This window comes from Caballeronia zhejiangensis, assembly GCF_000698575.1.
GTDB lineage: Bacteria > Pseudomonadota > Gammaproteobacteria > Burkholderiales > Burkholderiaceae > Caballeronia > Caballeronia zhejiangensis.
The window spans coordinates 24,574-48,355 of record NZ_JFHD01000010.1 but is presented as its reverse complement, the minus strand read 5'-3'; the positions used below and the strand labels follow the sequence as shown (position 1 = coordinate 48,355).

At 62.8% G+C, this 23,782-nt stretch carries 28 protein-coding genes; 15 read left to right on the top strand and 13 right to left on the bottom strand.

The annotated features are described in order from the left end of the window. The first annotated feature begins 28 nt into the window (after positions 1 to 28). On the top strand, positions 29 to 823 hold the full coding sequence (locus BG60_RS15145) for a crotonase/enoyl-CoA hydratase family protein (protein WP_008353009.1): 795 nt from the start codon (positions 29 to 31) through the stop codon (positions 821 to 823). Between the two features lie 13 nt (positions 824 to 836). Then, positions 837 to 1,487, top strand: a complete 651-nt coding sequence (locus BG60_RS15140) for a phosphoribosyltransferase (RefSeq protein WP_034471932.1) — start codon at positions 837 to 839, stop codon at positions 1,485 to 1,487. Here BG60_RS15140 and mdeB read toward each other — a convergent pair. Next, on the bottom strand, positions 1,484 to 4,192 hold the full coding sequence (mdeB, locus tag BG60_RS15135; protein ID WP_008353007.1) for an alpha-ketoglutarate dehydrogenase: 2,709 nt from the start codon (positions 4,190 to 4,192) through the stop codon (positions 1,484 to 1,486). The two genes, BG60_RS15140 and mdeB, sit on opposite strands and share 4 nt — an antisense overlap. Positions 4,193 to 4,331: 139 nt before the next feature. Between mdeB and BG60_RS15130 the strand changes: the two genes are divergently transcribed. The 3 genes from BG60_RS15130 to BG60_RS15120 all read left to right on the top strand — a co-directional run bounded on the left by BG60_RS15130 (position 4,332) and on the right by BG60_RS15120 (position 6,080). Continuing rightward, positions 4,332 to 4,862, top strand: a complete 531-nt coding sequence (locus BG60_RS15130) for an Lrp/AsnC family transcriptional regulator (protein WP_008353006.1) — start codon at positions 4,332 to 4,334, stop codon at positions 4,860 to 4,862. Between the two features lie 158 nt (positions 4,863 to 5,020). After that, complete coding sequence (locus BG60_RS15125; protein WP_008353005.1) at positions 5,021 to 5,833, top strand: mechanosensitive ion channel family protein; 813 nt, start codon at positions 5,021 to 5,023, stop codon at positions 5,831 to 5,833. Between the two features lie 82 nt (positions 5,834 to 5,915). Continuing rightward, entirely contained in the window at positions 5,916 to 6,080 is a 165-nt protein-coding gene (locus tag BG60_RS15120) for an FmdB family zinc ribbon protein (RefSeq protein WP_008353004.1), read from the top strand. 3 nt (positions 6,081 to 6,083) lie between these two features. Here the strand turns inward: BG60_RS15120 and BG60_RS15115 are convergent, their stop codons facing one another. The 3 genes from BG60_RS15115 to BG60_RS15105 all read right to left on the bottom strand — a co-directional run bounded on the left by BG60_RS15115 (position 6,084) and on the right by BG60_RS15105 (position 8,692). Continuing rightward, a complete protein-coding gene (locus BG60_RS15115) occupies positions 6,084 to 6,986 on the bottom strand; it encodes a LysR family transcriptional regulator (protein ID WP_008353003.1) in 903 nt (300 codons plus the stop codon). A 199-nt stretch (positions 6,987 to 7,185) separates the two neighbouring features. After that, positions 7,186 to 7,950, bottom strand: coding sequence for a ParA family protein (locus BG60_RS15110; RefSeq protein ID WP_008353002.1), 765 nt, complete (start codon positions 7,948 to 7,950; stop codon positions 7,186 to 7,188). 232 nt (positions 7,951 to 8,182) lie between these two features. Further along, positions 8,183 to 8,692: a hypothetical protein gene (locus tag BG60_RS15105; protein WP_008353001.1), complete on the bottom strand. Its 510-nt coding sequence runs from the start codon at positions 8,690 to 8,692 to the stop codon at positions 8,183 to 8,185. 173 nt (positions 8,693 to 8,865) lie between these two features. Here BG60_RS15105 and BG60_RS15100 point away from each other — a divergent pair, with 173 nt between their 5' ends. Further along, positions 8,866 to 9,741: an ATP adenylyltransferase family protein gene (locus BG60_RS15100; RefSeq protein WP_008352998.1), complete on the top strand. Its 876-nt coding sequence runs from the start codon at positions 8,866 to 8,868 to the stop codon at positions 9,739 to 9,741. 54 nt (positions 9,742 to 9,795) lie between these two features. Next, positions 9,796 to 10,842, top strand: a complete 1,047-nt coding sequence (locus tag BG60_RS15095; protein ID WP_008352997.1) for a S1C family serine protease — start codon at positions 9,796 to 9,798, stop codon at positions 10,840 to 10,842. A gap of 53 nt (positions 10,843 to 10,895) precedes the next feature. Here BG60_RS15095 and BG60_RS15090 read toward each other — a convergent pair whose 3' ends face one another. Further along, positions 10,896 to 11,186 carry a hypothetical protein gene (locus BG60_RS15090; protein ID WP_008352995.1) on the bottom strand — a complete coding sequence of 97 codons (291 nt, stop codon included), beginning with the start codon at positions 11,184 to 11,186 and terminating at the stop codon, positions 10,896 to 10,898. Between the two features lie 282 nt (positions 11,187 to 11,468). Here BG60_RS15090 and BG60_RS38740 point away from each other — a divergent pair, with 282 nt between their 5' ends. Continuing rightward, positions 11,469 to 11,642 carry a hypothetical protein gene (locus BG60_RS38740; protein WP_160172894.1) on the top strand — a complete coding sequence of 58 codons (174 nt, stop codon included), beginning with the start codon at positions 11,469 to 11,471 and terminating at the stop codon, positions 11,640 to 11,642. 63 nt (positions 11,643 to 11,705) lie between these two features. On the opposite strand, the gene BG60_RS15085 is transcribed toward BG60_RS38740, so the two are convergent. Further along, positions 11,706 to 12,080 carry a hypothetical protein gene (locus BG60_RS15085; protein ID WP_008352994.1) on the bottom strand — a complete coding sequence of 125 codons (375 nt, stop codon included), beginning with the start codon at positions 12,078 to 12,080 and terminating at the stop codon, positions 11,706 to 11,708. Positions 12,081 to 12,335: 255 nt separating this feature from the next. Here BG60_RS15085 and BG60_RS15080 point away from each other — a divergent pair, with 255 nt between their 5' ends. Beyond that, positions 12,336 to 12,770 carry a hypothetical protein gene (locus tag BG60_RS15080; protein WP_008352992.1) on the top strand — a complete coding sequence of 145 codons (435 nt, stop codon included), beginning with the start codon at positions 12,336 to 12,338 and terminating at the stop codon, positions 12,768 to 12,770. 11 nt (positions 12,771 to 12,781) lie between these two features. On the opposite strand, the gene BG60_RS15075 is transcribed toward BG60_RS15080, so the two are convergent. Both BG60_RS15075 and BG60_RS38735 read right to left on the bottom strand, forming a co-directional pair. Continuing rightward, positions 12,782 to 12,988: a hypothetical protein gene (locus BG60_RS15075; RefSeq protein WP_008352990.1), complete on the bottom strand. Its 207-nt coding sequence runs from the start codon at positions 12,986 to 12,988 to the stop codon at positions 12,782 to 12,784. A 232-nt stretch (positions 12,989 to 13,220) separates the two neighbouring features. Then, positions 13,221 to 13,367 carry a hypothetical protein gene (locus BG60_RS38735; protein WP_160172893.1) on the bottom strand — a complete coding sequence of 49 codons (147 nt, stop codon included), beginning with the start codon at positions 13,365 to 13,367 and terminating at the stop codon, positions 13,221 to 13,223. 295 nt (positions 13,368 to 13,662) lie between these two features. Here BG60_RS38735 and BG60_RS15070 point away from each other — a divergent pair, with 295 nt between their 5' ends. Next, a complete protein-coding gene (locus tag BG60_RS15070) occupies positions 13,663 to 14,601 on the top strand; it encodes a DMT family transporter (RefSeq protein ID WP_008352989.1) in 939 nt (312 codons plus the stop codon). Positions 14,602 to 14,615: 14 nt separating this feature from the next. Here BG60_RS15070 and BG60_RS15065 read toward each other — a convergent pair whose 3' ends face one another. After that, the gene (locus BG60_RS15065) at positions 14,616 to 14,900 is read right to left on the bottom strand and encodes a helix-turn-helix domain-containing protein (RefSeq protein ID WP_033537060.1); all 285 of its coding nucleotides are present in this window, start codon (positions 14,898 to 14,900) and stop codon (positions 14,616 to 14,618) included. Between the two features lie 520 nt (positions 14,901 to 15,420). Here BG60_RS15065 and phaP point away from each other — a divergent pair. Continuing rightward, positions 15,421 to 15,987: a TIGR01841 family phasin gene (gene phaP / locus BG60_RS15060; RefSeq protein ID WP_008352987.1), complete on the top strand. Its 567-nt coding sequence runs from the start codon at positions 15,421 to 15,423 to the stop codon at positions 15,985 to 15,987. Between the two features lie 49 nt (positions 15,988 to 16,036). On the opposite strand, the gene BG60_RS15055 is transcribed toward phaP, so the two are convergent. The 4 genes from BG60_RS15055 to BG60_RS39945 are packed head-to-tail and all read right to left on the bottom strand — an operon-like array spanning position 16,037 to position 18,443. Then, positions 16,037 to 16,405 (bottom strand): DOPA 4,5-dioxygenase family protein, encoded by a 369-nt coding sequence (locus BG60_RS15055; protein ID WP_033537083.1) that lies wholly within the window; start codon positions 16,403 to 16,405, stop codon positions 16,037 to 16,039. A 54-nt stretch (positions 16,406 to 16,459) separates the two neighbouring features. After that, positions 16,460 to 16,807 carry a hypothetical protein gene (locus BG60_RS15050; RefSeq protein WP_008352985.1) on the bottom strand — a complete coding sequence of 116 codons (348 nt, stop codon included), beginning with the start codon at positions 16,805 to 16,807 and terminating at the stop codon, positions 16,460 to 16,462. Then, positions 16,804 to 18,315 (bottom strand): FAD-binding oxidoreductase, encoded by a 1,512-nt coding sequence (locus BG60_RS15045; protein WP_008352984.1) that lies wholly within the window; start codon positions 18,313 to 18,315, stop codon positions 16,804 to 16,806. Before BG60_RS15045 ends, BG60_RS15050 begins: the two co-directional genes overlap by 4 nt. Further along, the gene (locus BG60_RS39945; protein ID WP_268811676.1) at positions 18,315 to 18,443 is read right to left on the bottom strand and encodes a hypothetical protein; all 129 of its coding nucleotides are present in this window, start codon (positions 18,441 to 18,443) and stop codon (positions 18,315 to 18,317) included. The genes BG60_RS15045 and BG60_RS39945 overlap by 1 nt, the downstream gene beginning before the upstream one ends. A gap of 130 nt (positions 18,444 to 18,573) precedes the next feature. Here BG60_RS39945 and BG60_RS15040 point away from each other — a divergent pair, with 130 nt between their 5' ends. From BG60_RS15040 to BG60_RS15025, 4 genes are all read left to right on the top strand, one after another. Beyond that, entirely contained in the window at positions 18,574 to 19,977 is a 1,404-nt protein-coding gene (locus tag BG60_RS15040) for an aminotransferase-like domain-containing protein (RefSeq protein WP_008352982.1), read from the top strand. 24 nt (positions 19,978 to 20,001) lie between these two features. Further along, positions 20,002 to 22,335: an ATP-dependent DNA helicase gene (locus BG60_RS15035; protein WP_008352980.1), complete on the top strand. Its 2,334-nt coding sequence runs from the start codon at positions 20,002 to 20,004 to the stop codon at positions 22,333 to 22,335. A 119-nt stretch (positions 22,336 to 22,454) separates the two neighbouring features. Next, the gene (locus BG60_RS15030) at positions 22,455 to 22,949 is read left to right on the top strand and encodes a hemerythrin domain-containing protein (RefSeq protein WP_008352978.1); all 495 of its coding nucleotides are present in this window, start codon (positions 22,455 to 22,457) and stop codon (positions 22,947 to 22,949) included. An 82-nt stretch (positions 22,950 to 23,031) separates the two neighbouring features. After that, positions 23,032 to 23,766: a 2OG-Fe(II) oxygenase gene (locus tag BG60_RS15025; protein ID WP_033537062.1), complete on the top strand. Its 735-nt coding sequence runs from the start codon at positions 23,032 to 23,034 to the stop codon at positions 23,764 to 23,766. The last annotated feature ends 16 nt before the right edge of the window (positions 23,767 to 23,782 follow it).

Below are 23,782 nucleotides of genomic sequence, written 5' to 3'. Positions count from 1 at the left end.
GACTGGTCGCGTGCAAAACGGAGTGGCCATGACCTCACGCATCGAACGATTTGGCGAGCACGTACGCATGGAATCGCATGAGCGCGATCCGCGTGTCGTCACGGTCGTGCTCGATCGGCCCGCGCGTCGCAATGCCGTCGATCGTTCCATGGCCGACGCATTGCGAGAGGCGTTCGAGCGCTTCGATGCCGACGATGCGTTATCCGTCGCCGTGCTATGGGGCGCGGGCGGCACGTTCTGCGCGGGCGCTGATCTGTCCGCACTCAACGATGACTCGCGCCGCAACGAGATCCATGCCGACGGCAGCGGCCCCGGCCCGATGGGACCGACGCGGCTCACGCTGCACAAACCCGTGATCGCCGCCATCGCCGGTCATGCGGTCGCGGGCGGACTCGAGCTTGCCGCGTGGTGCGATCTGCGCGTCGTCGAGGAACACGCGGTGCTGGGCGTGTTCTGCAGACGCGTCGGCGTGCCGCTCATCGATGGCGGCACGATACGGCTGCCGCGTCTCATCGGCATGTCGCGCGCGCTCGATCTGATCCTCACTGGCCGCGCCGTCGATGCTGACGAAGCGCTCGCTATCGGCCTTGCGAATCGCATTGCGCCGGCGGGCGAAGCGCGCAATGTCGCCGAAGCGCTCGCATGGGAACTGGCCGCGCTGCCGCAGGCCGCGTTGCGCGCCGACTTATGCTCCGCGCACGACAACGCGTTCGATGCCGACTTGGGCCGCGCCTTGCAGCGCGAAGGCGCGAGCGGATATCGCGCGGTGTGCGATGAAGGTCTCGAAGGCGCGACGAGTTTCATCGCAAGACATCGGGACTGAAAGGACGAGCGACATGAACTCAGTGTTCGAGAACCGTAGGGAAGCGGGCCGCGAGCTCGCGCAGCATCTCGGCGCGTATGCGGACCGTGACGACGTCACCGTGCTCGCATTGCCGCGCGGCGGCGTGCCCGTGGCATACGAAGTCGCACGTGCATTGCGCGCACGGCTCGATGTGCTCGTCGTGCGCAAGCTCGGCGTGCCGGTGCAGCCGGAACTCGCGATGGGCGCGATCGCATCCGGCGATGCGTTCTTTCTCGACGAGCGCATCGTGGAATATGCAGGCGTCGGGAAAGACGAACTCGATCGCGTGATCGCGATGGAGCGCGCCGAGCTCGAGCGGCGCGAGGCGCTGTATCGCGGCGACATGCCGCCGCTCGATATGAACGGACGCGTGGCGATCGTCGTCGATGACGGCATGGCGACCGGCGCAACGATGAAGGCCGCGGCGATGTCCTTGCGTCATGCGCGCCCGTCGAAGATCGTCGCAGCGCTGCCCGTTGCGCCGCTCGATTCGGAAGCGCGCGTGGAAGATATCGTCGATGAATTCGTCTGCGTGATGCGGCCGCATCGATACTTCGGCGTCGGGCAGTTCTACATCGACTTCGATCAGACGAGCGACGACGAAGTGCGCGAGTTGCTCGATGCGGCCCGCAAGGATGTTTAGCGCAGCCAGGGCGCGTCGTGCGATTCCTGCGTCTTGCCGTATTTTTCACGCGCGGCCTTCAACGACTGCTTCTCGATGACGCCTTCGTCCACGAGCGATTTCAGCGCGGCGATGACGATCGATACGCGATCCACTTCGAAGAACTCACGCAACGATTGACGCGTATCGCTGCGGCCGAAGCCATCGGTGCCGAGCGTGACGTAACGGCGCGGCACATACGCGCGAATCAGTTCGGGCACCGCGCGCACATAGTCCGTCGCCGCGATCACCGGCCCGCGCGATGATTCGAGCGCGCGCGTGACGAAGGGCACGCTCGCATCGTCGTCGGAGAGGCGCGCCGCGCGCTCGCATGACGCGCCATCGCGATGAAGCTCCGTGAAGCTCGTCACGCTCCACACGGCGGCGTCGATGTTCCAGTCGTCTTTGAGCATCATGCGCGCGGCGATCGCTTCGTTGAGGATCGCGCCCGAGCCGAGCAATTGCACTTGCGCATTGGCATCGCCGCCGATGCGATAGATGCCGCGCAAAATGCCTTCGCGCGTGGACGCATTCAGCGCACTGCCGGGCGCGGAAGGCTGCGCGTAGTTTTCATTCGTCACCGTGATGTAATAGAACACGTCGTTCTGGCGTTCCATCATCTCCTGCATGCCTTCATCGACGATAGCCGCGACTTCGTACGCGAACGCGGGATCGTAAGCGCGGCAGTTCGGAACCGTCGATGCAGAGAGATGGCTCGTGCCGTCCTGATGCTGCAAGCCTTCGCCGCCGAGCGTCGTGCGGCCCGCCGTCGCGCCGATGAGAAAACCACGCGAACGCTGATCCGCGGCCGCGAAAATCAGATCGCCGATGCGCTGAAAACCGAACATCGAGTAATAGATGTAGAACGGCAGCATCGGCAGATCGTGCACGCTGTATGAAGTCGCCGCCGCGATCCACGACGACACTGCGCCCGCCTCCGAAATGCCTTCTTCGAGAATCTGCCCGCGCGTGTCCTCGCGGTAATAGAGCATCGAGCCCATGTCTTCCGGCTCGTATAACTGGCCGAGCGGCGAATAGATGCCCACTTGCCTGAAGAGATTCGCCATGCCGAACGTGCGCGCCTCGTCCGCGACCACAGGGACGACGCGCGGTCCGAGCGTCTTGTCCTTCAGCAAGCTGCCGAGCATGCGGACGAAAGCCATCGTCGTGGACATTTCCTTCGCTGATGCGTCGAGCGCGAACTGGCCCCACGTAGCGAGCGCGGGCGGCGTGATGCCAAGCGAAGCCTTCGCGCGCCGTCGCGGCAGATAACCGCCCAACGCCGCACGACGCTCGTGCAGATAGCGCATTTCGGGCGCGTCATCCGCGGGCTTGTAGAACTTGAGCTGCTCGACATCGTTATCGGAGAGCGGCAGGCGAAAACGATCGCGGAACTGCTTGAGATCGTCGAGATCGAGCTTCTTCTGTTGATGCGTCGTCATGCGGCCCTGCCCCACCGCGCCCATGCCGAAGCCCTTCATCGTCTTCGCGAGAATCACCGTCGGCTGGCCCTTGTGCGAAAGCGCCTTCGCATAAGCGGCGTGGAGCTTGCGCACGTCGTGACCGCCACGGCGCAAACGGTCGATATCTTCATCCGACATATGCGCGACGAGCGCCGCGAGTTCCGGATTCTGCCCGAAGAAGCGCTCGCGGTTATAGCGGCCGTCATTCGCCGAGAAAGTCTGGAATTGGCCGTCGACGGTATGCGCAAATGCGCGCAGCAATGCATTGGAGCGATCGCGCGCGAACAGCGCGTCCCAGTCCGAGCCCCACAAGACCTTGATGACGTTCCAGCCCGCGCCGGTGAATTGCGCTTCGAGTTCATCGACGATGCGCCCGTTGCTGCGCACAGGGCCATCGAGCCGCTGCAGATTGCAGTTGATGACGAACACGAGGTTATCGAGTTGCTCGCGCGCTGCGAGCGACAGCGCGCCGATCGATTCCGGCTCGTCCATTTCGCCATCGCCGAAGAAGCCCCAGACCTTGCGGCCTTCCGTGTTCTTGAGATTGCGGTTCTGCAAATAGCGCATGAAGCGCGCTTGATAAATGGAATTGATAGGACCGATGCCCATCGACCCAGTGGGGAACTGCCAGAAATCCGGCATCAGCCAGGGATGCGGATAAGAGCACAAGCCCGGTCCCGCGATCTCGCGCCGATAATGCTTCAGATGTTCTTCGCCGAGAAAGCCTTCGAGAAACGCGCGCGCATAGACGCCCGGCGACGAATGCGGCTGAAAGTAGACGATATCGCCGCCATGCGTTTCATTCGCGGCTTTAAAGAAGTGATTGAAGCCGACCTCGAAAAGATCCGCCGCCGATGCATAACTTGCGATATGGCCGCCGAGTTCGCCATAAGCCCGATTCGCGCGCACGACCATCGCGAGTGCATTCCAGCGCAACACCGCGGCGAGCTTTTCCTCGATGTCGAGATTGCCGGGATAAGGCTGTTGCTGCGCCACGGGAATCGTATTCGCATAAGGCGTCGCGCGCGCCCGCGCCGATTCGACGCCCACCGACAGCGCGTGCTCCGCGAGCCGGTCGAAAAGATACTGCGCGCGATCCTTGCCTACGTGTTCGACGACCGCATCGAGCGCCTCCAGCCATTCGGCGGTCTCGCCGGGATCGATGTCCTCGCGTCCCTTGGCAATGGAAAGAAGCTGGGTGGTACCGCTCGACAAGTCCGTCATGGCGCGACTCCGCGTTGGCTAGAGAATACGCTCAAGCATATCCTTTGATGCGCAGAATGTGCGTCTCATTTGGCTGCCTTCTCCCTTTGCTGTAGTGTGTTTATTCTTCGGAAACGCCAAAAACCGGAATCTTTCGACTATGACAGCACACTCGAAGCAGCGCCTCGACCGCATCGACATCGGCATATTGAATGAGCTACAGCAAAACGCGCGCATCACCAATTCGGAACTCGCCCGCGCCGTCAATCTTTCGCCGACGCCCTGCTTCAACCGCGTGCGCGCGCTGGAGAAGGCGGGCCTTTTCAAGCAGCACGTCACCTTGCTGAATCCGGAAGCGCTCGGGCTTTCCATCAACGTCTTCATTCAGGTCAGTCTGGAAAAGCAGATCAAGGATGCGCTTGCCCGTTTCGAGCAAGCGATCAGCGAGCGGCCCGAAGTGATGGAGTGTTATCTGATGACGGGCGATGCCGATTACCTGTTGCGCGTCGTATTGCCCGACGTCGCCGCGCTGGAGCGCTTCATCCTGGAACGGCTCACGAAGATGCCAGGCGTTTCCAACATTCGTTCGAGCTTTGCGCTCAAACAGGTGCGCTATAAAACCGCGCTGCCGTTGCCCGCGTCGGGATTGACCCTGCCCGATCAGAATGCCGACGAGGCAGAATGGACCTGAGGGATAGTGCAACGAGCGGTCGATCCTTCCGACAGCACTAAACATTCCTGTAATTCTTGCGATGACGCGGTGCATCGCCTATAACTCGTGTGGCCTGTGCGGCATGTTTTCCCGGCTTGACGTGTTCTCTGACGAATTACCACGCACGCGAGAAAGACATGAACATCGAAACCGTACGTGTATTCATCATGACGCGCGGCGTCGATTTCGCGATCATGGTGATCGGCGCGATCGCGCTGTGGATCATCGGGCGCTGGCTGATCGGTCTCGTCACGAGCACGATGCGCAAGCTTCTTTCGCGCAACGGCCGCGTCGATCCCACGCTCGCGCATTATCTCGGCTCCATCGTCGGCGTCATTCTCAATCTGCTGCTCGTACTCGCGATTCTGCAGATTTTTGGCGTGCAGACGACGTCTTTCGCGGCGTTGCTCGCGGGTCTCGGTCTCGCTATCGGCACGGCATGGGGCGGGCTGCTCGCGCACTTCGCGGCAGGCGTGTTCATGCAGGTGTTGCGGCCCTTCAAAGTGGGCGATTTCGTGACCGCGGGCGGCGTGACCGGCACCGTCACTGAGCTTGGTCTTTTCGGCACGACCATCACGACGCCCGACAACGTCGCGGCCATCATCGGCAACAACAAGATCTTCTCCGACACGATCTGGAATTTCAGCTTGCTGCCGCATCGGCGCGTCGAACTGAGCGCGAAGATCGCGAATGGCGTCGATCCGCTCGATGCCATCGCGCGTCTGAAGGAAGCCGTCGCGAAGATACCGAACGTGGCGACCACGCCGCCGCCCGATGTCGAAGTGCTGTCGTTCACGCCGGAAGGACCGCTTCTGTGCGTGCGGCCTTACACCAATACAAACGACTATTGGCAGGTCTATTTCGACACCAATCGCACGATCATCGAAACGTTCAGGCAAGCCGGCTATCCGACGCCGGAAACGCCGCTCGTGCGCCGCGTCGTCAACTGATTTTCACGCGCGAATGCTGAACTAGAATGAGTGGAACCGGCGTGCCTTGCGCCGGATCACCGGTCGCGCGCGGGAGGATGCCATGCCGACTTATCAATACCGTTGTCAGGATTGCGGCGAGACCTTCGAGCACGCGGAGCACATCGTCGAGCATGCAACGGTGCAACTCAAATGCCCGAAGTGCGGCAGCGAGAAGGTCGCGCACGCACCGGCGCCGTTCGTCGCGAAGACCACGAAGAAAAGCTGAACTTCAAGCCGCGCGAAACCGCACTTCGTGCGACGGCAGGCCGCCCAGACGTTGCGCGACGTGATCGATGAACGCGCGCAAGCGCGGCGCTTCGTGACGGCTCGGCGGCCATAGAATCTGAAACACGCCTTCCGTACGCATGTGTGCACCGAGCACCGCGCGCAGCATGCCGCCGTCCATCGCGCTCTTCGCGACGAAATCCGGCACGCACGCGAGCCCCAATCCGGAGATGCAGGCTGCGAGCACGGCTTCCATGTCGTTGAACGTGAGCGTCGCGTGCGGATCGATTGCGAACGTGTGATCGTCACGCGCGAAACGCCAGGGCTCGGGACGGCCGCTCGCCGGAGAACGGAAGCGGATGCACGCATGGCCATCGAGATCGCCGGGCGTCGCGGGCTCGCCATGACCCGCGAAGTATGCGGGCGAGCCAATCACGACCGGACCGTATTGCGTGAGCGGGCGCGCGAGCAATTGCGAATCGGCGAGACGCCCTGTGCGGATCACCGCGTCATACCCTTCCTGCGTGACATCGACTACGCGATCGCTGAATTCGATATCCAGTTCGATGTCCGGATAGCGCCGCCTGAAGTCCGGCACGAGCGGCATCAATAGCCGCGTGCCGAGCGACGGCGCGCTGATGCGCAGGCGTCCGCGCGGCGACGACGTCGAATGGAACAGCTCGTTCTCTGCTTCTTCGAGATCGGCGAGCATGCGTTTGCAGCGCGCGAAGAAACGTGCGCCTTCGTGCGTGAGGCCGATCCTGCGCGTCGTGCGATTGAGCAGTTGCACGCCGAGCTTCGCTTCGAGCCGCATCACGCTCTTGCCTACTGCCGAAGCCGACAATCCGAGCGCGCGCCCTGCCGCGACGAAGCTGCCCGACTCGGCGGCGCGCACGAACGCGACCATGCCGGAAAGACTTTCTGTCGATGGAGGCGCCCCGGACGAAGTCGCCGTGAGAGACCCGTGCGAAGCCTGCGATGGAACGGTGGTCATATTCATGTTCTGGCGAAAAAGAAGGCGCGACGGATTGCGCCTGTCTTCTGCGAGAACGTGCGTGATGCCGATTTATTCCCGACTTACCCGCGCTCTCGTGTAGTGCGGCGCGTCAGCCGTTCAGTTCCTCGTGCAGCGCGACGTATTCCTGCGCGAGCTTGTGACGCGGTTCGAGATAGATCATCGGCCGCGCGTGCTGATGGCTCTCGCGGATTTTCACGGAGAGCGACAGATGCGAATTGAGCACAGGCAAATCTTCGCCGCGTAGTTCGTCGACGAGTTGCTGGGGCAGGCTTGCGCGCGGCTGGAACTGATTGATGACGATGCCTTCGACGCTCAGATCCGGATTGTGATCGTGGCGGATCTCCTGCACGTTATCGAGCACCGAATAGAGCGCGCGGCGCGAGAAGTCGTCGCAATCGAATGGAATCAGACAGCGCTCCACGGCGATCAATGCGGAGCGCGTGAAGAAGTTGAGCGCGGGCGGCGTGTCGATATAGACGGCGTCGTAGTGTTGCAGTCCCTTCAATGCGTCACGCAGCTTATAGATCTTGTAGCGCGATTCGAGCTTGCTTTGCAGCGCTTCGAGATTCGGATGCGACGGCACGATGTCGAGATTCTCGAATGGCGTTGCATGAATGAAGGACTCGAACGCCGGTTCGCGAAAGCTATAGCTCAATGCGGATTCGAAGAAGCTTGCGAGATTCGGCTGTGCATCGCGGGCTTGTTCGCCTAGCAGGTACTGGCTTGCATTGCCCTGCGGATCGAGGTCGATGACGAGTGTGCGCAGGCCCCGGGAAGCGCTGATCGCGGCGAGATTGCAGACGATGGTGGACTTGCCTACGCCACCCTTTTGATTGAAGACCACACGGCGCATCGGGTTTTTCTTCCTGGGTTTGTGAACGCTCGTTTCTTTGTGCGTTCTGGCTGGGGTTGAGCGGTTCCAGGGATGTGATCTTATCGCATCAATATGGTTGCGGTTTTTGGCTTTGGGTTTTTGTTCGTTTGTTCGGGAGGTGTCGCTGGATCCCGTATTCGTGTCGGTCTATTAGCACTGCCCCTGTGCTAATAGACCACTTAGAAGACGGGATCCGGCGAAAGCGAAAAAATCAAGGAAAAGCCGGAATCGTAGGATCGGCCCCTTCGACATCGGCCTCCGGATGATGACTCTTCACCAGCGCCTCGATCTCCTCGACACGATCCTTCGGCACATCGACCATCATCAGCAATTCGCCATCGTCGATCGCATGCTCGAACCGCCGCAAACGCGTATTCGGAATGCCCACGCCGATCATCGTCGCGGCCCATGCGCCGAAGCCCATGCTCGCGAGCGTCATGCAAACGACCGCGCCGCCGGCAATCGTCAAACCCGCAGGCGGAAATGCCATCGCAACAAGTCCGGCGAGCGCGCCCGTCACGCCTCCTGCAGCCGTTCCGCGAGCAAGCGCAGGCAAGAGATCGGTGCGTTGAACGAGTGTCGCTTGAGGCAAATCCTCCAGCGGTTCATGAGGCCGCGCAAGCACATGGATATGCCGCCATTCGATTCGCTTCAGCAGCAATTCGTCGATGATCCCCTTCGCGCTCGCCACACTCGGCAGCAGAAAATAGATGCGCCTCATCTCGCACCTCCATATCGGAGCGTCATGAATCCAATATAGACGACGCGCACAGGAACGCTTTTCAACACGCACGAAGCAAGTCACCGTGCTTGGGTATCACCATGCAGGCAGCGCACGCTTATGCGAGTATCTCCGGATGCGTTCGAACGATTCGCATTCGGAAAAGGAGCAGCATGACGCACATGAACACCCCTTCGTGGCAGGACGTAATCACGCAAACCGAACGCGCACTCGCATGCGGCGCACTGCGTTCGTTCGATACCGCGCAAAGCGTGATCGAAGATGGCGGCGTGCGCTTTCTCGTACGACAGGCCGCTAATATCGCGCGCAAGGAGCAGGCATCGAAACTCGCGGCAAAGTCCGCCGCCGATGCCGCGAGCGCATGGCGCGATCCATTCTCGCCATGCGAGGAAGCGCTGCGTGTCGGCGATATCGGCGAGCGGCATTTTCTGTTGCTCAACAAGTTCAACGTGCTCGCGCATCATCTGCTGATCGTGACGACGGACTTCGAGCCGCAAGAGACGCTCATCAGCGAGGACGACTTCGCCGCGCTCTTTGCCTGCCTCGATCGTTTCGATGCACTCGGCTTCTATAACGGCGGCAGCATCGCCGGATCGAGCCAGCCGCACAAGCATCTGCAGATGGTGCCGCTGCCGCTCGATGGTCAGGCATTGCCGATCGAAGCGGCCATCGAAGCGGCGCGCACGAGCGGCATCTTTCGCGTGCCGCAACTCGCGTTCGCGCACGCAGCCGCATGGCTCGACGATGACAGCATCGCCAACGTGCACGCAACCTATCTGCAACTGCTGAACGCGATCGGCGTGCAACCGCTCGATGTCATGGGCGTCGAACATCAAAGCGCGCCTTATAACCTGCTCGTCACGCGTCGATGGATGCTCGCGGTGCCGCGCAGCGTATCGCATGTCGAGGGCGTCGCGGTGAATGCGCTCGGATTCGCCGGCTCGCTCTTCGTTCGCGACGACGCACAGCGCGAGGTCGTCGAAACGCTGGGTCCGATGAAACTACTTGCAAACGCAACTATCTCTTGAAATCGGCTCCGGCGACCCGCATGTCCGCATCCAGACATCGGGAGTTCAAGGAACATGGGAAGCCGGCCTCAATTCATCGACGATCTTGCGCGCGGGGCGCAGGACGCCGCGCCCTCCACCCCGCTCGACCCCATCGACGCTATCGACGATGGGGCCCTGCTCGACGCCTATTCGCGCACCGTCATCGGCGCGCTGGAGCGCGTGCAGCAAGCAGTCGTGTTCATTTCCGTCGAACGTCAACTGGCTGACGCGCGCGGCGCGCGACGCAGTGTCGGCGGCACGGGCTCGGGATTCATCTTCACGCCCGACGGCTATCTGCTGACCAATAGTCACGTCGTGCACGGCGCGACGCATATCGTCGTCACGCTCGCCGATGGCACGCGCTTCGACGCCGATCTCGTCGGCGACGATCCCGCAAGCGATCTCGCGGTGCTGCGCATCGGCTCGCCGGAGCCGCTGCCGCATGTCGAACTGGGCGACTCGGGCCGCCTTCGCGTAGGACAGATCGCGATCGCGGTAGGCAATCCGCTCGGGCTCGCGCAGACCGTCACGACGGGCGTCGTCTCCGCGCTCGGCCGAACGCTGCGCTCGACTTCGGGCCGCATGATCTATGACGTCATTCAGACCGATGCCGCGCTCAATCCCGGCAACTCGGGCGGGCCGCTCATCAATTCGGCAGGCCAGGTGATCGGCGTGAACACCGCGATCATCGCCGGCGCGCAGGCCATCTCGTTCGCGACCGCGATCGATACGGCGAAGTGGGTCATCATGCAGATCTTCGCGTACGGGCGCGTGCGGCGCGCGTATATCGGCGTGGCGGGTACGACGACGCCGATCTCGCGGCGCGTGCAGCGCTTTTTCGCGCTTCCGTCGGCAAGCGGCGTGCATGTGATGGAGATCGTCAAAGGCAGTCCGGCCGCGCTCGGCGGCCTGCGCACAGGCGATCGGATCGTCGCGGTGGATGACGTCGCCATCGATAGCGTCGACAGTTTGCAGCGCACGCTGGACGCATCGCGCATCGACAGGCCGGTGAAGATCGCGGTGCTGCGCGGCACGCAGAAGCTCGATATCGACGTGACGCCCGTCGAGCAGACGGGCTGACGCGGCGGCGGCGCGTGCCTCGATGCACACGCGCCGCCTCCCAACGCTTCACTTCACTTCCTGCTGCCGGTCTCCCGCGCCGCTTGTCCCGCGTACCCGGTGTTTCGTGCGCGCGCATCGGCGAAAACATCGGCCAGACGCTCGCGCAGCGCGTCGGCGTCGCGGCGCAACGGCGCGTTCGCCGACGCATCGATCAACGCATCGATACGCCGTTGCCAGTACGCCTGCTGCATGACGGCATGCCGCATCGGCTCCCCGCGTGCTTTCGCCGCCACGCGCTCAAGCTCCGCGATCATCCGGCCGATGTGCGCGAGTTCCTCCTGCGCGAGCTGATCGACGCTCACAGGCTCCTCCTCGTTCCGCGTCTGTCATGGAGCGCGGTTCCATGAATGCTAAACGTCGCAACCGAAGGCTTTATTCCAGCGGCGCAAGGAAACGAAGCGATTCCGCACCCTGGCCCGCGCTTTGCGCTGTTTGCAATGTCTCGACGGCTATGTGCGCTAACGACCGGTCGCGCGTGCGCGGCTCCGGCCTAATGTGGAAGCAGCAGACAGTGTTCGCGCGCACGGGCCGCCCCGTTCGAACGAGCCTGCCCTGTCGGGGAAGGTCCTAGAAAAAGGATTGCCATGACCACGCACAAGAAAAACCAGACGGCGATGCGCCGCGAAGCGTTCCGTTGCACTGGCGCACAACTCGACGCCATCCTGCGATTCGGCGAGGAACGCAAGCTGGAGAATCAGCCGTTGCATATCGTCGTCGCTGAATACTGGCGCTATCAGGCGCACGCGAAAGCCGCCTGATCGTTCGTACTTCTCGCCGGTTTCGAAGCATCGCCCTGCGGGCCGCGCGGCGCTATGTACCCGCTATTGTCCCGACAGCACCCGCTGCTTCAGCACCCAGATTGCCGTGGGCACTGCGTAGTAAGCGCTGACATTGCCCGTGACGAGCTTGCCCGTCAGTTGAATGCGTGCGTTCTCCGTGGGCGTCGCATCGATGATCTGCACCGCCGACACATTCGTCTGCTGGCGACCGCCTTGTCCTGTGCTCGCGCTCATCACGCACACCGGACGCGACAGCGATAGCACCCACGCGGGCTTGGGGGACGCATCGCCTTCGCGTGCGGACTGGCGCGTCGCCGTGCCTTCGAGCGTGACGACATCGCCATCGTTATAGCAAGGCGCCGCCGCTGCGGAGCCTGCCATCAGCACGAGCACCCAAGCACAGGCTTTCGCAATCATTCGAACCTCGCGAAGAGCGCGTCGCGTGACGCGCGGATCCGGGAAAGAAGCTCAGTTACTTTAGGTGATCGGCGTTGGGGTCGCAACCTGCGGACGAATGGTCATCCTCGGCGCTCCTTTCAGAACCTTCATTCGGGAACGCGTGTTGCTGCACTTCATCTGACGAATCGAAAGAGCGCGGATCACGACTGCGAAAGACCGCGCATGAAGACATTGCCGGTCCGCGACTCATTCGGACTGACAGAGGGGGCGACGATGAATCAGGTCATAGTTGGTGTGTTCGGATCCTATCGGGACGGACACGACGCGCTTCGCGCATTGCAGCTCGCGGGTTTGCGACGCGACGACGCGCATCTTTATCGGGCCGGACGTGGCGAGAGCGATATCGATGCTCTGCTGCCGCCCGCGCACGACGAGGACGATGCGGAGTACGTCGCTCATGGCGAGCATCAAGGCGTGATCTGCGCGCGCAATCGGTTCGTGCCGCACGAGCCGGTCTCGCCGCGCCCGCCCGCGTCTCATGCCGCCGACGACGCCACGCCACAGCGCACGCTGCTCGTCATCCGCATCAACGATGACATCAAGCCGGGCGCGATCGGCGAAATGCTGCACGAGCACGGCGCGATCGCGGTCAAGGACGCGAGCGGCCACTGGCGCTTCTCCCCGTTCAGGAATCCGGCGGGCGTCTGAGCGCAGCGTTTTCAGTGCATGCCCGGATGAGGCTTGCGAACGACGGAGGGCGCTTCGGACTCGGCGCGCTCATCGTCTTCCGATGGGTCGTCGGACGAAGGCTCGTTGGCGAGATCGCGCGCTTCCTGCGCCGCCGCCGCCGCACGCAACGTCCGACAGCGCGCCGAGTGGCGGAACGTCGCGAGCAGGCGAACGACTTCGCGTGTTCTCGTTCTCATTGTTGCCTCCTTCGAAGCAGTTGAGAAACTACTTTAAGTGTAGGCGGCAAATGCTCAGGCGCAAGGCGTTCCATCGAAATAATGTGCGCCGGCGCATGCGCGTTGCATGCGTTTCGGACGCGCATAAAAAAGCCGGACGGATGCTTGCGCACACGTCCGGCTCTTTTATCACTTTCACGTCACGTTTTACTGCTGCTGCGGATACTGCCTTGCTTCTACTGCTTCTACTGCTTCACTGCTGAAACACCTGTACCTGCTCCGGGGCCGCACGAGCGATCGGGAACGTATCGGCGGCGCTGTAACTGTTACTCATCGACATGAATGCGATAAGGCTCATCGACATCATGGCGGCCGCAAGGATGATGCGCTTCTTTTGCATGGCTGCTATTCGTTCTCTCGTTTGGCGTGCAACGAATAGTAGAGCGTCGAAGATAGGAAAGCGCTAATCCGCGTCTTAATTCAAAGCACAAAAAACTAGGAGCGAAAAGCACGACCGCCAGCAATCGGCATGAGGCAGCATGCGATTGTTCGAACCGTCTAGTACATTTCCCGCATCGTGCCCTGTGCGCAACACGGCGGAAAAGAACTTTACTGTTGCCTTGCCAGCGTCCTGCGATGCCGGGAGAATTGAAGCAACGGCCTAAAAACCGTTCCTTCACTACCACGAGAGTTCGATGGCAACCTTAGAGGGCAAGGCGCAATACCGCATTGATACCGATAACACGGCAGCCGGTATCGCCATCATGATCCTGACGACCGCGACTTTCGCGGCAAGCGATTCCACCGTCAAGCTGATCGGCACCGCCGTCCCTCTGCTGGCTTTGCTCTGGGTTCGCTATCTTTTCCAGATGATCGTCATGGGCGCGTGGCAGATACGCCGCCGCGCGTTCGGCCTCTTTCGCACGGGCAGCGTCAAGCTGCAGATCGTGCGCGCGGTGCTGCTGCTGACCAATTCCGCGTGCACGTTCGCAGGGCTGCGGCATCTTCCGTTGCCCGTCAGCACGTCCCTCGCGATGCTCGCGCCACTCATCTCCACACTGCTCGCCGCGCTCGTGCTGAAAGACGACGTGCCGCGCAGCAAGTGGGCGCTGGTCGCGATCGGTTTCGTCGGCATGCTGCTGGTCGTGCGGCCGGGCGGCAGCTCGTTTAGCTGGACGGTGATCTATCCGATCGGCGCGGCGACGACGTTCGCGTGTTTCCAGGTGGTGTCGAGCCATCTTTCGCGCGTCGACGACGCGATCACGACCAACTTCCTCACGGCGCTCGTCGCGACGCTCATGCTGTGCGTGCTCGTGTGGATGGATCAAGCCGAAATGCTGCCCGCGCTCGCGCAGGTACGATTCGAAAGCTGGCTGCTCGTCGTCTTCATGGCGACGATGGCGACCACCGGCCACGGACTCATGCTTCAGGCGCTAAAGCGCGCGCCGCTCTCCGTGCTGACGCCGCTCGGCTACGGTCAGCTCGCGTTCGCCGCCCTTTTCAGCTGGTTGCTGTTCGGACAAGTGCCCGACTTCTGGATGGCGATCGGCATGTGCGTGATCGCGGCGAGCGGCATCGGCACCGTGCTCCTGCATGGACGCAAGGCGGCGCCGGCCGTATCGGCGGATGTCTGACGATAACGAAACGCTCAGTTGGCGGCGTGCGCGCGCTCGGCCTGGCCCGTGCAGAGCCAATGCGGATCGATGTCCAGCGCCTTCGCGATGCGATTGAATGCCGCGAACGGCGGAACCGTGATGCCGCGGCGCCAGAATTGCACGTCGTGCTCGCTCACGTCGAGCCAGCCAGCGGCTTTTGCGGAACTGATGTTTGCCTTCTGCAAGGCCCGGTCGAGTCGTGCGGCCATGGCGCGCCGCAAGGCGTTGTCTTCGTGACTGCGTTCAAGGTGGCCAAGGGTTTGGGAATGTCGCCCCATTTTCTTCAAGTCTCTCGATTTATATCTTTATGCCGTTCAGCGCCGGCTCATTAGCGCGAGGTGAATCCTACTGATTCACGATGACGCGGCAGTGACAGAAATACCGGAAAACCGTCCGTCCTACCGAAAGCCCGTCGCGCATGTTGCAGTGCGAGATTCTTCCAATTAACGCATCAATGCGTCAAGTGGGGAAACAACGCATTCGGTAACTTTTGTCTTAGGGGTTTACGACAGGCCGCGCCTGGACGCCTGCAGCAAGCGTTTAATGAACGCACGTTCGCAGGCCGACTGGTCAGGATTATTTCTTTTCTACCTGCATTCGTGTGATGTGTGATGAGTCCTTAATCGCTCCGGTTATTTACTTTGCGCTCACTGTTATTTTTGAATAAACGGCTGAGTGGTTTAAAGTCAAGCCGGGAAAACGCAATTGACACACCACGCGCTTGCCTTAAAATAAGTCGTTCGCTGCATTGCACAAATACATCGGCAATCAATTGGCAATTTCCATATGGAGTCGAGCATGAGCAGTCTTGCGCCCGAAAATGTAATCGCGTCACAAAAGGCGGGGGTCGACACCACGTTCGGTGTCGCCGCACAAGCCGTCGAAGGCTTCGAAAAGCTGATCGATCTGAACGTGCGTACGGTCAGGACGGCGCTCGACGAGCATCAGGCGCTCATCGCCAGAACGCTCTCCGTGCGCGATCCGCAGGCGTTCTTCGCGCTTCAGAACCAGCACCTGCAAGACAGCGCCCAGCGCGTTCAGGCCTATTGGCTCGGCGTCCATGAGATCGCGTCGGGCGTGCGCGGCGGCTATCTGGAAGCCGCGCAGGACCAGATCGCGAAGTCTCAGCGCAATGTGCAGGCGTTCGTCGAGAGTCTCGCGAGCAATGCGCCGGTCGGCAGCGAAGCCGTCGTGACGGCGTGGCGCACGGCGATCGATGCCGCGACGGAATCGGCGAATTCCGCTTACGAAGCGGCGAAGAAGGCCGCGCAGCAAGTGGTGGAGGCCGCGCAAAACGACGCCTCGGTGGCTGGCCAGACGGCCGTGCGCGTGGTGTCGTCGAAGACGGCAAGCGCGAAGAAGTAACTCGCCGGCGATCCAGCAAAAGGCGGACGCGGTCCGCCTTTTTTACGTCTCAACCGCCCAGACTCTTCAGCGAGAGTTCGTGCGACCGGCCGATCCACACCGCCGAGTCGCGATGATCGACGAGCGCGTCGCCCGTATTCGGATGCATGAAGACATCGAGCGCGCCGTGATTCAGCGTGAGCCACGCGAGCATCGGCGCGAGCAGCGCATCGCCGAATCCCAACTGGAACGACCACATCGGATGCGGTCCGACCGGGCGCTCGTGAAAGCGGCCCAGACGCAGCGCGCCATCCTGCAATTCGGTCGCAAACCGCTGCTCGATCACGAGCCGAAGCTGCCACGCGGCGTCGCGGCTCGCGGCATCGAAATAGACATGCGCGTGCCAGTCGGCGATCGTGCGTGTGTCCGTGGCGTTCATCGTTTCGTCCGTGCGCGGCAATATTGAGATGCGTGTCATTTTAGCGAACCGCGTTCAGCAACGTTCCAGCGTCCAGAGCACGGCGCCGTCATCGAACGTTCGATGATGCGTCGCGCGCATGCCGACTCCTGCGCCGAGTTGAGACAACACGAACGCATCGGCGTAGCGCGTGATGCCGCCGATCGCATGCGACGACGACAGGCGTTCGATCCACAGCCAGCCCGCATCGCCCGACAGAGATGCGATCTGCGCGCCCGTCAGACGCGCGCGCCGCACGATGATGCCGCCTTGCGGCAAGTCCCCGTCGACGACCCACGTGCGCGCCGATGTCCGCGTCGCGCCGCCGAACGGCATCCACGGCACGACGCCCATCGCGATAAGAAACGCGCGCCGTGTCGTCATCGCCAGATCCCCTGCTTGCCGGGCGACAGAATCCCGTTCGGATCGAGCGACGCCTTGATCGTCTTCGAAAGCCGCAACAGCGCGTGATCGTTGAATTCGTATTGCGCGGCGGCGAGGTCCATGTACGACAGATGCGTGCGATATTGCCCGTAGCCCGCCGCGCCCGCATCGCGGATCAGCGTTTCGACGAGCGCGCCGGCATCGCGCGACTGTTTCGGATCGTCGCGATCGAAAATCGCCGCGAAGATGTGATGCATCGCGCGCTCGCCGGCCGTGAATCCGCCGTAATAATCGAAGCCGAATTGCGCGGCGCGCTCGCGCACCATGCGGACCTGCTTCACGGCATCGCGTCCGACGGGCGGACAGATCGGCGAGAAATCGATGTGCGCGCCCGAGCCGCCGCGCCAGTTGAGCAGATTGAACGCTTCGAGTCCCGGAATGCCGACTTGCGCGCGATCGCCGCCGCCTTCCGGCTCGACCGATGCATCGCGATACGGCATCTCGAAGAGCGTCGCGCCCGCGATCGGCCTGAAGCGCGCATGCACGATATCGCGCCGCGCCTCGACGAGCGCTCTCGGCCCATACAGGCAGAAGCGCAGGTTCCAGCGCCCGATGCCGATCTTGCGTGCCATGGCGTCGATGGCGTCGTCGGGCATCGCGCCGTCGCCGTCGAACCATTGCTTGCGCGTCGACACGCCTGCCGCCCAGCGCACCGCGCTTTCGATGACCGCGTTGCTCTGGATGGTGCCGTCCATCTTCAGCGGGCGCAGCGTATCGACGACGCGTTCGAGATCGTCCTCGCGCGCGAATGCGTAGCGGCAGATCATGTAGCCCTCGGGCGCGGGCATGAGCCAGACGCCGAGCTTCGTGACAACGCCGAAGTTCGATTGCATGAACATGCCGTCGTACGAAGGCCCGAAGCCGCTCTTGAATACCTGCCAGTCGCGGCTCGACGACATCGCGCCCATGCCGGTGCGTACGACATCGCCGTTCGCGAGCACGACTTCCATGCCGCACTGATTCGCCGCATGGTCGCCGTATGGCGTCGTGCCGTAACCGCGTTCGAGCGTGTTGCCGATCACGCTGCCCCATCCGGCCGCGGGCGGATCGAGCCAGAAGCGCCGCGGCGTGCCGAGCGCGCGATACAGGTCGTAATACGTCACGCCCGGTTCGACGAGCGCATAAGCCAGCGTTTCATCGATCTCGACGATGCGATTCATCCGCCGCAAATCGAGCACGACGCAACCAGGCATACGCGGCGCGGCGCCGCCGTAAGCGAAGTTGCGCCCCGTCGATACGGTCCAGAGCGGCACGCGATATCGATTCGCGACCGCCAATGCCGCACGCACGCCTTCGACGTCCTTCGGCAACACGACAGCAGATGGCGCGTGTGCGGATGCATCGCCGGGCGCGAACGGATCGAGATACGAAGCGATATCGTCCGCGAGCACCGCATCGTTGCCGAGCGCCGACTTGAACGCCGCGAGCGCCGCGGGCAAATACGGCATCAATATCCGCCGCTGCTGCCGCTGTTCGATGTCGTGCCCGACGCGCCCGAGCTGCCATCGGTCTGACATCCTGCGAGCAGGCCGGCGAGCAGCGCGAGCATGACAGTTGCGATTCTGGCGAGCTTCATGGAACCACCTCCGAAAGATTGAAAAGCGGGCACGGCGATTAAGCCGCTTATTCATTAAACGCGCGGCGGGGTGTCGATATTCCGTCGATAAAGCGTGAGACAATTTCGCGCCCTTTCACCGATACCCGCGATGAAGCGCTACCAAGCCCTTGCCGACACGATGGCCGCCGAGATACGCGCGGGCCGCCTGCCTGTCGGTGCACGGCTGCCTTCGGTGCGGCATTTGACGACGCAATACGGCGTCGGCCAGTCGACGGTCTTTCGCGCGTACTACCTGCTCGAAGAATGGGGCTTGATTCGCGCGCGCGAACGTTCCGGCTATTACGTCGCGCCGGGCGCCGCACTCGCGCCGAAAGAGAGCGCGACGCTGAAAGAACCCGCGCCCATCGACGTAAGCAGCCTCGTGTTCTCCGTGCTCGACGCCGTGAAGCGCCCGGACGTCGTGCCGCTCGGCTCCGCGTTTCCATCGCCGGCGCTCTTTCCGTTGCAGCGTCTTGCGAAGTCGCTCGCGCACGCGGCGCGGATGCTCGATCCGTGGAGCACCGTCGTCGACATGCCGCCGGGCAACGAGGCGTTGCGCGGACAGATCGCGCTGCGTTATATCGGCATGGGCATCGCGCAGCCGATGGACGAACTCATCGTCACGAACGGCGCGATGGAAGCGCTCACGCTTTGCCTCATGGCCGTCACGCAGCCGGGCGATGTCGTCGCGATCGAATCGCCGTGCTTCTATGCCGCGCTGCAGGCTATCGAGCATCTCGGCTTGCGCGCGGTGGAGATTCCGGTCGATCCGCAAGACGGTCTCGATCTCGACGTGCTCGCCGAAGCGCTCGACAAGCATCCGGTGCGCGCGTGCTGGTTCATGACGAACTTTCAGAATCCGACCGGCGCGACGCTTTCCGTCGAGAAAAAGCGCGCGCTCGTCGCATTGCTCGCGAAGCACGAGGTTCCGCTGATCGAAGACGATGTCTACGGCGAACTGCATTTCGCGCAGGATCGTCCGCCGCCCGCGAAAGCTTTCGATACGAACGGGCTCGTGATGCATTGCGCATCGCTGTCGAAGACGCTTGCGCCGGGGTATCGGCTCGGCTGGGTCGCGGCGGGCCGTTTCGCCGATGCGATCCGGCGTCTCAAGCTGATGACGAGCATTTCCACCAGCGTCCCGATTCAGGCGGGCATCGCCGATTATTTGCAGCACGGCGGCTTCGACAAGCATTTACGCAAGCTGCGCGGCGCGCTTCTCGTGCAACGCGATGCGATGGAGCACGCCATCGCGCGCTGGCTGCCGTCCGACGTCGCATATCGGCGGCCGGACGGCGGCTATTTCCTGTGGCTGCAACTGGCCGATCACGTCGACGCGATGCAGTTGCATCGGCGGGGACTCGAACACGGCATCAACGTGACGCCGGGGCCGATCTTCTCCGCGCGTCACGATTTCGGGAATCATGTGCGCGTCAATTTCGGTCATCCATGGTCGCCGCAAATCGACAACGCGATGAAAACGCTCGGAGAACTGCTGCGCGCGGCTTCGTGAAAGGCGCGTGCTAGACTCCTGTACATGCATACAGTATCCGAGCCCGCCTACACCGTCGCCGTGCGCGCGCTGTGCGAGTTCACGGCGAAACAGGGCGATCTCGATCTACGCTTTACGCCGACGCCGAGCGCGCAGGAAGGCGTCGCCGGCCATGCCACGGTGACGAACCGTCGGCCGGACGGATATCAAAAGGAAATTTCGCTTTCGGAAACCTACGGCCCGCTACTCGTTCGCGGCCGCGCCGATGGCTACGATCCCGCGCTCAACCGGCTCGAGGAAATCAAGACGCATCGCGGCAAGCTCGAATCGATGCCGGAGAATCATCGGCATCTGCATTGGGCGCAGGCGCGCGTCTACGGACATCTGATGTGCCGAAAGCTCGGGCTGGAAGCCATCGACATCGCGCTCGTTTATTTCGATATCGTCGATGAAACCGAAAGCGTGCTCGTCGAGACGCAAACGGCCGCAGCGCTCGCCGTGCATTTCGAGGCGCAGTGCGAACGCTTCATCGCGTGGGCGCGGCAGGAACTGGCGCACGGGGCGGCACGCGACGAAGCGCTGAAGACGCTCGCGTTCCCTCACGCCGATTTCCGCCCCGGCCAGCGCGCGCTCGCGGAAGCGGTGTATCGCTCGGCGGTATCGAAGCGCTGTCTCGCCGCGCAAGCGCCGACGGGCATCGGCAAAACGGTCGGCACGCTCTTTCCGCTCCTGAAGGCGTGGCCCGGCCAGCAGCTCGACAAGATCTACTTTCTCACCGCGAAAAGCGCGGGACGGCAACTCGCGCTCGACGCGCTCACGACGCTCGCCGCGAAGCCGTTGCGCGTCGTCGAACTCGTCGCGCGTGACAAGGCTTGCGAATATCCCGATCGCGCGTGTCACGGCGAAGCGTGTCCGCTCGCGCGCGGCTTCTACGATCGCCTCGCCGATGCGCGCGCCGCCGCGCTCCAATGCACGCAGCTCGATCGGGCGTCGGTCGCCGAGGTCGCGCGCCGGCATGACATCTGTCCGTACTATCTGAGCCAGGAATTGTCGCGCTGGAGCGATGTGATCGTCGGCGATTACAACTACTACTTCGACACGAGCGCGATGCTCTTCGCGCTCGCGGAGGCGAATCGCTGGCGCGTGGCGGTGCTCGTCGACGAAGCGCACAACCTCGTCGAACGCGCGCGCGGCATGTATTCCGCGACACTCGATCAGTCCGCCTTCAACGCGATGCGCCGCGGCGCGCCGGGCGTGCTCAAGAAGGCGCTCGGGCGCGTCGCGCGAAGCTGGAGCGAGACGGCGAGCGAGCAGCACGCGTCGGGCATCGAGTACGCGGCGCATACGGAGCCGCCCGCGCGCTTTTTGACCGCGCTCGGGCAAGCCGTTTCGCTGATGACAGAAACGCTCGGCGAACAGCCCGACGCCTTCACGCCCGACACGCTGCGCTTCTATTTCGATGCCGTGCATTTCACGCGCATCGCGGAGCGTTTCGGGTCGCATTCGATCTTCGACATCACGCTTTCCGGCGCGAACGCAAACGCGAGCGCAAACGCGAAGAAGCGCAATGCCACGCTCTGCCTGCGCAACGTGATTCCCGCGCCGCATCTCGCGCCGCGATTGGCGCGCGCGCACAGCGTCGCGCTCTTTTCGGCGACGCTCACGCCCGCGCACTTTTACGCCGATACGCTCGGCTTGCCGGCATCGAGCGTGCGGATCGACGTCGAATCGCCCTTCTCCGCCGATCAGCTCGACGTGCGCGCGATCGCCGATCTTTCGACGCGCTATCGGGATCGCGAGCGCTCGGTGGATCGCATCGCCGATCTCATCGCCGCGCAATACTTCCGCGCCGAGGGCAACTATCTGAGCTTCTTCAGCAGCTTCGACTATCTGACGCAAGTGGCGGCGGCGCTGGCGGCGCGTCATCCGTCGATTCCCTGCTGGCAGCAGTCCCGCGCGATGAGCGAGGCGGCGCAACGCGAGTTTCTCGCGCGCTTCGTCGCCGATGGACGCGGTATCGGATTCGCGGTGCTGGGCGGCGCGTTCGGCGAGGCGATCGATCTGCCGGGCACGCGTCTCATCGGTGCGTTCGTCGCGACGCTCGGGCTGCCGCAACTCAATCCCGTCAATCAGCAAATGAAAGCGCGCATGCACGAGGCGTTCGGCGAGGGCTATGCGTACACGTATCTTTTTCCCGGCTTGCAGAAAGTGGTGCAGGCGGCGGGACGCGTGATTCGCGGACCGCTCGATCGCGGCGTGCTTTATCTGATCGACGACCGCTTCGCGCGCGCCGAAGTGCGGCGGCTGCTGCCCGCGTGGTGGCAGGTGAAAGTGCTGCGCCAACGCGACTTGAGCGAATCGAGAAATACCACTATCTAGACGCGCGCACCGCCGCCGTTAACTGATCCATAGCGGGCATTCGTCTTGCTTTTTTACGGCACCTTGGGGACACGCAGATGTCGCTACCGGGCCGACAGAGCCCACTATTGGAGAACCCCATGTCCACCGCTCAAACCCCGCGACCCATCGATGCGCTCGACATGCTCGAAGCCGATCACCGCGCCATCGAACAATTGTTCGATGCCTTCGAACGCGCGGACCACGACGATTTCGAGCGCAAGAACTCGCTCGTGCAGCGCGCGTGCGAACTGTTGACGATCCATACGATCGTCGAGGAAGAATTGTTGTATCCGGGCGCGCAGAACGCGCTCGAAGCGGACCGGCGCATCGACGTGGACGAAGCCTACGTCGAGCATTTTCTGGTGAAGACGCTGATCGAACGATTCGCGAACCTGCGCGCCGGCGAAGACGGTTTCGACGGGACGTTCAAGGTGCTGAAGGAAAACGCGGTGCATCACATCGAGGAAGAGGAAACCGTACTCTTCCCGGCCGTGCGCAAGACGCAGATGGATCTCGTCGCGATCGGCGCGAAGATGGCCGCGCGCAAGGCCGCGCTGTACGAACGCATCGCGGAGACTGCGGCCGCGCACTGAATTGCACAGCAAGAGCCGGAGTGCGTGCGTCGCGTCGCGGGCGCACACTTCATTCGAATTCACGCACATCCGGAGGAACGACATGAAGGTGCTCGAACGCGCGACGGCAGACGATATCGGCGATCGCATCGACGCGCTCGACTGGGCCGATCTCGAAGCGCAACTCGATAGCTTCGGCTGCGCGACGGCGTCGGCGCTTTTTTCGCGCGACGAATGCGAGGCGCTCGCGGCGCTTTACGATCGCGACGGCATTTTTCGCAGCCGCGTCGTGATGGAGCGCCACGGCTTCGGGCGCGGCGAATACAAATACTTCGCGTATCCGTTGCCGGGCGCGCTCGAACGCGTGCGGCGCGCGGTGTATCCGCATCTCGCGCCGGTCGCGAATCGCTGGAACGAGGTGATGGGCATCGAGACGCGCTATCCGCGCGAGCATGCGGCGTTCATCGAGCGCTGTCATCGCGCGGGGCAGACACGGCCGACGCCGCTCTTGCTACGTTACGTGCCCGGCGATTTCAACTGTCTGCATCAGGATCTCTACGGCGAGCACGTCTTTCCGATTCAGATGGCGATCCTGCTTTCCGCGCCCGGCCACGATTTCACCGGCGGCGAATTCGTGATGACGGAGCAGCGTCCGCGCATGCAGTCGCGTGCGGAAGTCGTACCGCTTTTGCAAGGCGATGCGGTGTTCTTCGCGGTGCATCATCGGCCGGTGCAGGGCACGCGCGGGCCGTATCGGGTGAACATGAAGCACGGCGTGAGCCGCCTGCGCTCGGGACGCAGGCATATGCTCGGGGTAATTTTTCACGACGCGCAGTGAGCGCGCGCACTGTCGG

Coding starts and splice junctions, on each gene's coding strand:
- BG60_RS15080 (WP_008352992.1), top strand. CDS start 12,336: ATGAATCAGGTCATAGTTGGTGTGTTCGGATCCTATCGGGACGGACAC.
- BG60_RS15140 (WP_034471932.1), top strand. CDS start 837: ATGAACTCAGTGTTCGAGAACCGTAGGGAAGCGGGCCGCGAGCTCGCG.
- BG60_RS15030 (WP_008352978.1), top strand. CDS start 22,455: ATGTCCACCGCTCAAACCCCGCGACCCATCGATGCGCTCGACATGCTC.
- BG60_RS15110 (WP_008353002.1), bottom strand. CDS start 7,950: ATGCGCCGTGTGGTCTTCAATCAAAAGGGTGGCGTAGGCAAGTCCACC.
- BG60_RS38735 (WP_160172893.1), bottom strand. CDS start 13,367: ATGCAAAAGAAGCGCATCATCCTTGCGGCCGCCATGATGTCGATGAGC.
- BG60_RS15055 (WP_033537083.1), bottom strand. CDS start 16,405: ATGAACGCCACGGACACACGCACGATCGCCGACTGGCACGCGCATGTC.
- BG60_RS15095 (WP_008352997.1), top strand. CDS start 9,796: ATGGGAAGCCGGCCTCAATTCATCGACGATCTTGCGCGCGGGGCGCAG.
- phaP (WP_008352987.1), top strand. CDS start 15,421: ATGAGCAGTCTTGCGCCCGAAAATGTAATCGCGTCACAAAAGGCGGGG.
- BG60_RS15065 (WP_033537060.1), bottom strand. CDS start 14,900: ATGGGGCGACATTCCCAAACCCTTGGCCACCTTGAACGCAGTCACGAA.
- BG60_RS38740 (WP_160172894.1), top strand. CDS start 11,469: ATGACCACGCACAAGAAAAACCAGACGGCGATGCGCCGCGAAGCGTTC.
- BG60_RS15125 (WP_008353005.1), top strand. CDS start 5,021: ATGAACATCGAAACCGTACGTGTATTCATCATGACGCGCGGCGTCGAT.
- BG60_RS15035 (WP_008352980.1), top strand. CDS start 20,002: ATGCATACAGTATCCGAGCCCGCCTACACCGTCGCCGTGCGCGCGCTG.
- BG60_RS15145 (WP_008353009.1), top strand. CDS start 29: ATGACCTCACGCATCGAACGATTTGGCGAGCACGTACGCATGGAATCG.
- BG60_RS15120 (WP_008353004.1), top strand. CDS start 5,916: ATGCCGACTTATCAATACCGTTGTCAGGATTGCGGCGAGACCTTCGAG.
- BG60_RS15045 (WP_008352984.1), bottom strand. CDS start 18,315: ATGCCGTATTTGCCCGCGGCGCTCGCGGCGTTCAAGTCGGCGCTCGGC.
- BG60_RS15105 (WP_008353001.1), bottom strand. CDS start 8,692: ATGAGGCGCATCTATTTTCTGCTGCCGAGTGTGGCGAGCGCGAAGGGG.
- BG60_RS39945 (WP_268811676.1), bottom strand. CDS start 18,443: ATGAAGCTCGCCAGAATCGCAACTGTCATGCTCGCGCTGCTCGCCGGC.
- BG60_RS15085 (WP_008352994.1), bottom strand. CDS start 12,080: ATGATTGCGAAAGCCTGTGCTTGGGTGCTCGTGCTGATGGCAGGCTCC.
- BG60_RS15075 (WP_008352990.1), bottom strand. CDS start 12,988: ATGAGAACGAGAACACGCGAAGTCGTTCGCCTGCTCGCGACGTTCCGC.
- mdeB (WP_008353007.1), bottom strand. CDS start 4,192: ATGACGGACTTGTCGAGCGGTACCACCCAGCTTCTTTCCATTGCCAAG.
- BG60_RS15100 (WP_008352998.1), top strand. CDS start 8,866: ATGACGCACATGAACACCCCTTCGTGGCAGGACGTAATCACGCAAACC.
- BG60_RS15130 (WP_008353006.1), top strand. CDS start 4,332: ATGACAGCACACTCGAAGCAGCGCCTCGACCGCATCGACATCGGCATA.
- BG60_RS15050 (WP_008352985.1), bottom strand. CDS start 16,807: ATGACGACACGGCGCGCGTTTCTTATCGCGATGGGCGTCGTGCCGTGG.
- BG60_RS15070 (WP_008352989.1), top strand. CDS start 13,663: ATGGCAACCTTAGAGGGCAAGGCGCAATACCGCATTGATACCGATAAC.
- BG60_RS15115 (WP_008353003.1), bottom strand. CDS start 6,986: ATGGTCGCGTTCGTGCGCGCCGCCGAGTCGGGCAGCTTCGTCGCGGCA.
- BG60_RS15025 (WP_033537062.1), top strand. CDS start 23,032: ATGAAGGTGCTCGAACGCGCGACGGCAGACGATATCGGCGATCGCATC.
- BG60_RS15040 (WP_008352982.1), top strand. CDS start 18,574: ATGAAGCGCTACCAAGCCCTTGCCGACACGATGGCCGCCGAGATACGC.